This window comes from candidate division KSB1 bacterium, assembly GCA_022562085.1.
In the GTDB taxonomy this organism is placed as follows: Bacteria; Zhuqueibacterota; Zhuqueibacteria; order Oceanimicrobiales; family Oceanimicrobiaceae; genus Oceanimicrobium.
On record JADFPY010000244.1, the window covers coordinates 1 to 7,066 of the forward strand.

Genomic DNA, 7,066 nt, shown 5'->3' on the forward strand with positions numbered 1-7,066 from the left:
TCAAGAAAAAAATTGAACCCTTCAAAAGAACCTTTATCGGCTGATGAAAACAGATTGGTCTTCGCGCTGGATAATTACATTAAACTTTTTCCACATGATTCAGAGACTTCAAAGATGCTGGCGAAGGCCGGGGCGTTGTACTTCAACCATCGTCAGTTTAAACCATCTTTGAAATACTTCAAGACATTGGCTAAGCAATTTCCGGAAAGCGAAGGTGCAAATCAAGCACGCTTCACGGTCATGGAGAGCTACTTTGGCAAAGGCGATTTCAAAAGCACAGAACTCATCGCCAAAAGACTCAAAGACCTAGCGCCGGAATTTAGCGAAAAAGCAACCAAACGATTGGCAGAATCGATTTTCTTCCAGGCAAAAACGTACGCCGATTCTGCACTGCATTTCCAGGCAGCCGAAGAATACCGGCGTGTAGTCGCCGAAGTTCCCAACGCCGAATTTGCCAACGTGGCAATTTATAATTCCGGATTGGAATTTGACCAGGCCAAAGAATACCGCCGAGCTATCGAAAGTTACAAAATGCTGCTCGCATCTTATCCGAAATCAGAGCACACACTGCAGGCCGTCAATAATTTAGCATTTGATTATCGCGAGTTGGGCGACCTGCGCAATGCCGCCTCGACTTATGAAAGACTGGCGGATTTAGATTCTACTCAGACCGGCAGACAGGTTGCACTTTACAATGCCAGTGTTTCCTATGTCCAGGCCGAGGAATGGCACCGGGCAATTCAGGTGAACAACAAATTCGTCGAGAGATTCCCCAACGCAGAAGAGGCCGACGAACTGCTGTTTAACAATGCGAACTATTATCTGAAATTGCATGACCTGCAAAACGCTAACAATATTTATGCGTCCTTTGCAAAAAAATATCCGGCTTCGCCGAAAGCCGTTGAAGCTTTGTATCACCGCGGGTTGTATTTAGCTGAAAGTAATCGTATTTCGGAAGCCAAAACCGAGTTTGATAAGGCAATCGCTAAAAATGCTGAACTGAAGAAAAACAAAAAAGAAGGTAATGATTTTTACACCTCAGAGGCCCTATTTCAGTTGGCTGGAATTAAGTTTAAAGAATTTAAGAACATCGAATTTAGATTGCCTGCCAAAGCCATCGTGCAAAAGAAAAAAGATAAGAAGGCGCTGCTTGTTGAATTGGTGGAAAAATATACTACTGTTGCGGGGTTTGGTACCGTCCGTTTGTACGAATCGACGTACAAAATTGGTCATGCTTACGAAGAATTTGCCAAGACCTGGGCGCACCAGGAAATTCCTGCCATGGACGAGAACCGCAGAATGGTAGCCCGGAAAGAAATTAATCAGACCGCGGCTGAACTTTATGATAAGGCAGTAGATGCCTATAAAAATGGCGCGGCCGTCCTGGAGAAATTTGCTGCAAAACAAAAGCAAAAGAGAGATGCTGGCGCCGATAATCTCCAACCAAACAAACTTTCTCTGGCGGACTCATCGCTTGCGGCAGCGGAGAATTGGATCTCTTTGTCTAAGAATAAAGTTTCGGAAAACTTGTTTGCAATCGCCGAAATTTATAACGAGTCCTTAACTCAGTTGCTCAATCTCCCGGTACCAGCAGGGATGAAAGCGGTGGAGCAACTCGTTTACCAGCAGCAGGTTTTAGAAAAAGTAGTTGCGCCAATCACCAACCAAGTAGTTGAGGCCCATGCCCGAAATTTGAAAGAAAGCGCTGAGCTAAACATAGAGAATCAATGGACGGACTCATCACTGGAGCGGATTCTTGCTGTCAGCACCATTGTTCCTGATGTACTGCAAAAGCTTGGCAAGCGGGCATTGGCAAGCTACGCTAATAAAGCCAAATCCTACGAACGTCTGGTTGAAGCCGACGATGAAGCCGCGTTTGATGTTTCCGAGGCACTGGCTAACATGGTTGAGCTGGGCAGCTCTTTTACATTTTCGGCAGCTCAGGCCTACCACCAGAATATCGCCAGGACTCGCCAAATGTTACCGGACACTTCGGCGCTTGAAAAGCCGGCTGAGAAATTCATGAAGGCAGTCATCGAGTTTGGCCTCACGGCGGATTCGCAGGCCATGCTCGCCAGGGACCAGATTCAGAAATACGAAAAGCGTTTTCAAGAGACTGAGAACCCGGCTTTTGAAGATGCGCAGTTCACTTATGACGATATTTATTGGTCTTTGACTGACGGTTCTCAAAAAATCCTGAAGTTTGGCTACCAGGCGAGTCAGGATTTAAAGATGACCGATACCTGGGGTCAGAAAATAGCCACGCTTTTGGTTAAAACCAACCCGCAAGAATATGCAGAACAATTGGGATTTAAAGTCGCTGAGCAGACCCTACCAAGCTCGTCGAGTTGGCTGGTTAGTTCAGAATTTTTCAAAGGCTGGAGCGAGATTGAGTTCAGCGATTCCGGGTGGAGCGCGGCATATAACGAAGGCCTCGGAAAACGGATTTCTGACAACAATGTCACAGTCCAGGCTATCTGGTTGACCCATTTCGACCAGAGTCAACTTTCGGATTCCGAATCGAAGAAACCCATTCGGTCGGCTTCGTCGCAAGATTCACTCTCTGTCGACGGTTTTTCAAAAGCGGTCAAACGTCCGAACAAAGTTTATTTTCGCAAGACATTTGATATAGAAGGGCTGCCGTTTTCCGGCACGATAAAATTGTTTGCCGACGATACTTATAAACTTTTTGTTAATGGGCAAATGGTTTCAGAATCTTTTGCAGAGTCCGATAATAAAACAGACATTCAAAATATAAGTTTGACTCAATATCTACGCAGCGGTCAAAATATCATCGCAATTGAAGTGAAGGATTCTGACAACAGCTTCGGAAATATGGAGTCCCTGATTCAAATCAAGAATCTACCCGATTGGAAAGGGGAAATTTAGGACTTGAAAATGAAAACAACTACCCTGACCCTTTACCTCGTTCCAAAGCTCCTGCTTTGGAACGGCAATTTAGGCGAAGCAGGAAGCAGAGCTTCTCGACCAAGTGCGTTCCCAAACTGGAGTTTGGGAACGAGAAAAATGGGACTGGCTTTCCTAATCATCTGCTGTTGCTTTTTTGCAAACGCCGCTTTCGCTCAGTCTGATTCTGATAAAAAGAAATCTAAAACTTCGAAGAAGAAACAGAGTGAGCTCGTTTTTGACGATATTGTTATTGAAGCAATCATCGAGAAGCCGAATATTGCTATCCTGCCGACTCGCAGGTTGAAGAAACTCGGCGAAATCGATTTTATCAACCGCTCTTTTGCGGAGGAATTGAAGGCGGTGCCTGAAAAGTCTTTTCTTTTCAAGGGCGAACTTGAAAAGCCTAAAAAGATCGATAATATTAAAAAGCTTCTTAAGAAGCGGAAGAAGGGGAATTAACATCTAACCGGGTCACTGCCAAGGCATTTGGCTTTAGACAAACCCAATACCCGAATGTCATTTTATAGAATATATTAACAATTGACTTAAAAAAACTAACCAACTTTAGGAGGTTTAATCATCATGGCTGAAATTTTTGAAGGTTTTCGTCCCGGGGTATCCGGATGGCTTTTCATGTGGGCGCTCTTGATTACCGGAGCTTTTATGGTAGCGATTGCTATTGAAAGAGGCTACTACATCTGGGTGAGATCAAGCATCAACTCCGGTAAGTTCATGTCGAAAATCAGAGGACTGGTCGAAGCGGGTAAATATGAAAATGCTTTGGAACTCTGTGACCGCGTGCACAACAAAGCTCTACCAAGAGTAGTGAGCGCCGGACTTCGTCAGATGACCCGCGAGGGTGCAAGTACCGATTTTAGAGCCATCCAGAATTCCGTTGACGAAGGCACCCTGGAAGTGATTCCAAAATTGCAGGCAAGAACCGGATTTCTGGCAATGATTGGAAACGTTGCAACTTTAATCGGATTGATGGGCACGATTTACGGTTTGATTATCGCCTTTAATGCTGTTTCACATGCAGGTTATGACGCCGCGCAAAAGTCAGCATTTTTGGCTGCCGGTATTTCCACCGCAATGAACACAACGTTGATGGGACTCGCCATCGCTGTTCCGGCGATTTTGATTTATACATTCATCAACAACAAAACCGCTAAAATCATCGATGAAATTGACGAGCACACTGTCAAGCTTATTAACCTCTTAACCGGAAACCGGTAATGATGGCATATAGACCTTCATTTCGTCGCTCGCGCGAAAACGAAAGCATAGAGCCCAATATGACACCCATCATGAATTTGATGGTGGTGTTGATACCTTTGCTGCTTTCTTCAGCACAGTTGATAAAGATCAGTGTCATTGAGCTTAATTTGCCGCCTGCTGCTGGTGCGCAAATGGATAAGCCCAAGGAGAAACAACTGAAACTTAATTTAGCGGTGACCATTACCGACCAAGGGTTTTATATTTCGAGTTCGTCCGCGGTTATGCAGAAGAAGAAAAAGGGACCTTCGATCCCGAAAGTGAACGGCGAATACGATTACGATCTCTTAGCCAAAACACTTTATTCAATTAAGAAGAAAGCCACCGGGCGCTTTAAGGATACCAACGCCATCGTTATCCAGGCTGAACCGAAAGTAGATTACCAGACTTTGGTTAGCACCATGGATGCTACCCGTTCAATTAAAGTGGACAATAACCGCGTCTTGTTGTTCCCGGAAGTGTCGATCAGCGCTTTAATTCTATAGAATATTTTGGATAATTCAAACACGGAAAAATTCAATATGGAGATAAAATGGCCTACATACCATCGCGAATAAAGAGGCATAAGACTTCAGTGGAAGGAAAGCTGAATCTCACATCCATGATGGATATGTTTACAATCATACTAGTTTTTCTTCTGAAAACCTATGCCACGGAAGGCCATCTCATTCAACCGACTGAATCTCTTACGCTCCCCAAGTCGACGATCCAAACACCCTCGGAAACGGCTCTGGATTTGGTCGTTTCCAAAGAAATGGTCATGCTAAACGATAAACCGATTGTTGACCTGAAATCTGTAAAACAAGGGAAGGGATACATTATTCAGTCCCTGCGAGACGAGCTTTTGTTTCACGCGCAGGAAGCCAGGAAAATGGAAGTGCAGTACGGCGTGCCATTTTCAGGTAAAGTTACCATCCAGGGCGATAAAGATATGGAATATAAAGACCTGGTAAAAGTGATGGCGACCTGTGGCGCTTCGGAATATCCGAACATGAGGTTGGTTGTTTACCAGAAGGAAGGATAGGTTCTCATCTTCCCGCGGAAGCCGGGATGAGGGCACATTGTTATTTGGACTAAACACGGAAGTTAACAAAAGGACCAGAAAAAATTATGGAAATGCAAGACCACAAAATTATGGATACGCAAGACCACGATCCAAGAGAAGACGACTTTGACGACAGCATAGTCGACGATGTTATTGATTCCGATGCAATGGAAGTGCCAGCGGAATTTCGCTTGGGTTTTTGGGACTCTATGGACAAGCGCTTTATTTCCGTTTTAATCGGTTCAATTGTTTTTCACATTACATTTGTCACATACTTCTTATTGAATCCACTGCCGGAAGAGCAGGCAATGATGAGAGTTGCGAAGATTCAAGCACAGTTGGCAAAAAGGATATATGAACGTGAGCTGGAATTAGAAGCCACGCGAGCCAAACTTGCGATGAACCAGCCGCAGGGCGATAAACCAAAGCCCGAGGCAAAAAAACCAAAAACAGACAAACCAAAAACAGACAAACCTAAATCGGATAAAACCGCGGTTAAAAAAGGCACGAAGACAAAAAAGGCCAAATCGCCACCCCGCAAGTCACGGCAGCAACGCCGGGGTTCACGCGGAAAATCCCGCCAGCAGATTGCTAATGCAGTCAGCTCGAAAGGTGTTCTGGCGCTTTTAACCAGTTCCAGCACCGTGGCCAGGGGCAGCGAAGTTGCAGACATTTTAACCGGAAAGAATCATCTCCAGAAAGATCTGGATAAAGCCATCTCCGGTTTGTCGGGACTTCGAACCGGCACTAGTGGGACGACCAAAGCAACCAATGTGAAAGGCGGTCGTTCACAGGGTGGCGGCGGCATCGATGATCTCGTCTCCGATTTAAGTGATACCGACGGCGGCTCTTTTGAGCGCACGGGTGATTTGGTTTCTGTCGGCGAGTCCACCCTGGTTGGCGGCGGCGATGGCAACGGGATTGTCGGACGCAATCAGGATGACGTTCAGGGGATGATTCTCAAGCACAACAATGCGGTGCAGTATTGTTACCAAAGAGAACTGAAAAGGAATCCGAACATAAAAGGCAAGCTGGTCGTGCGCTTTAGAATTACTCCGCAAGGAACAGTGAAAGACGTCGAAGTCATCTCGTCCACTTTAAATAATCGAAAAGTGGAGAGATGCGTCAGCAACAGAATTCGCCGCTGGAGTGATTTCGGGGCGATTGATGCGTCTTACGGGGATACCACGGTTCGCCAGGCCTATGCCTTCGGGTATTAAAAATTGCGTGTAATGCAAATGTCTCATTTGCACACGCTCAATTGAGGACAATTAAGTTCCGGCTCTTCCGATTGTGCTGACCTGGATGGGACCGGTCTGCGACATCGGCGTATTTTATTTCGCTCAACAAACCACCGAATGTTATTGGCGAAAAGTTTACTCCGCAAGGATACGCTTTACACCCCAATTATCCAAATCCATTTAATCCGGCTACGACTATTCAGTTTGCTATTGGCAAGCAGTCAATGGTAAAACTCAAAGTTTTTGATATTTTAGGGAAAGAGGTTGCCACTTTAGTGAACCAGGAGCTTATCCCCGGAACCCACAAAGTAATTTTTGAGGCAAACGATCTGCCAAGCGGTTTTTATTTCTATCGTCTTGAGACAGATGGATTTGCAAAGACGAGGGGGCTGACGTTGTTGAAGTAAGAATTGGCTAAATTGGGTATAAATTTGAACCGTTTAAGTCGTGGAACTTTGGCGGTTTTTTTGTGTTTGTTTTTCGACAGTCGTCATCAAAAGGTTTGGAAATGATGACATAAATGTTGACAATAAGCACACAATGTACTATAATAACGTGAGTTCGATATAAGGTTTTGGGAAAATAGTTATCATAA

General features: G+C 45.0%; 7 protein-coding genes. All 7 read left to right on the plus strand.

Going from position 1 to position 7,066, the window contains the following annotated elements; translation table 11 throughout:
- Positions 1 to 12: 12 nt before the first annotated feature.
- The 7 genes from bamD (at position 13) to IH879_16785 (ending at position 6,878) form a co-directional block, all read left to right on the plus strand.
- Complete coding sequence (bamD, locus tag IH879_16755) at positions 13 to 2,889, plus strand: outer membrane protein assembly factor BamD (protein MCH7676577.1); 2,877 nt, start codon at positions 13 to 15, stop codon at positions 2,887 to 2,889.
- A gap of 9 nt (positions 2,890 to 2,898) precedes the next feature.
- Positions 2,899 to 3,369, plus strand: a complete 471-nt coding sequence (locus IH879_16760) for a hypothetical protein (GenBank protein ID MCH7676578.1) — start codon at positions 2,899 to 2,901, stop codon at positions 3,367 to 3,369.
- 123 nt (positions 3,370 to 3,492) lie between these two features.
- Positions 3,493 to 4,146 (plus strand): MotA/TolQ/ExbB proton channel family protein, encoded by a 654-nt coding sequence (locus IH879_16765; protein ID MCH7676579.1) that lies wholly within the window; start codon positions 3,493 to 3,495, stop codon positions 4,144 to 4,146.
- Positions 4,147 to 4,148: 2 nt separating this feature from the next.
- Positions 4,149 to 4,670, plus strand: a complete 522-nt coding sequence (locus tag IH879_16770) for a biopolymer transporter ExbD (protein ID MCH7676580.1) — start codon at positions 4,149 to 4,151, stop codon at positions 4,668 to 4,670.
- Positions 4,671 to 4,717: 47 nt separating this feature from the next.
- The gene (locus IH879_16775; GenBank protein ID MCH7676581.1) at positions 4,718 to 5,209 is read left to right on the plus strand and encodes a biopolymer transporter ExbD; all 492 of its coding nucleotides are present in this window, start codon (positions 4,718 to 4,720) and stop codon (positions 5,207 to 5,209) included.
- A gap of 92 nt (positions 5,210 to 5,301) precedes the next feature.
- The gene (locus IH879_16780) at positions 5,302 to 6,450 is read left to right on the plus strand and encodes a TonB family protein (protein ID MCH7676582.1); all 1,149 of its coding nucleotides are present in this window, start codon (positions 5,302 to 5,304) and stop codon (positions 6,448 to 6,450) included.
- Positions 6,451 to 6,566: 116 nt separating this feature from the next.
- Entirely contained in the window at positions 6,567 to 6,878 is a 312-nt protein-coding gene (locus IH879_16785; GenBank protein MCH7676583.1) for a T9SS type A sorting domain-containing protein, read from the plus strand.
- Positions 6,879 to 7,066: the final 188 nt, after the last annotated feature.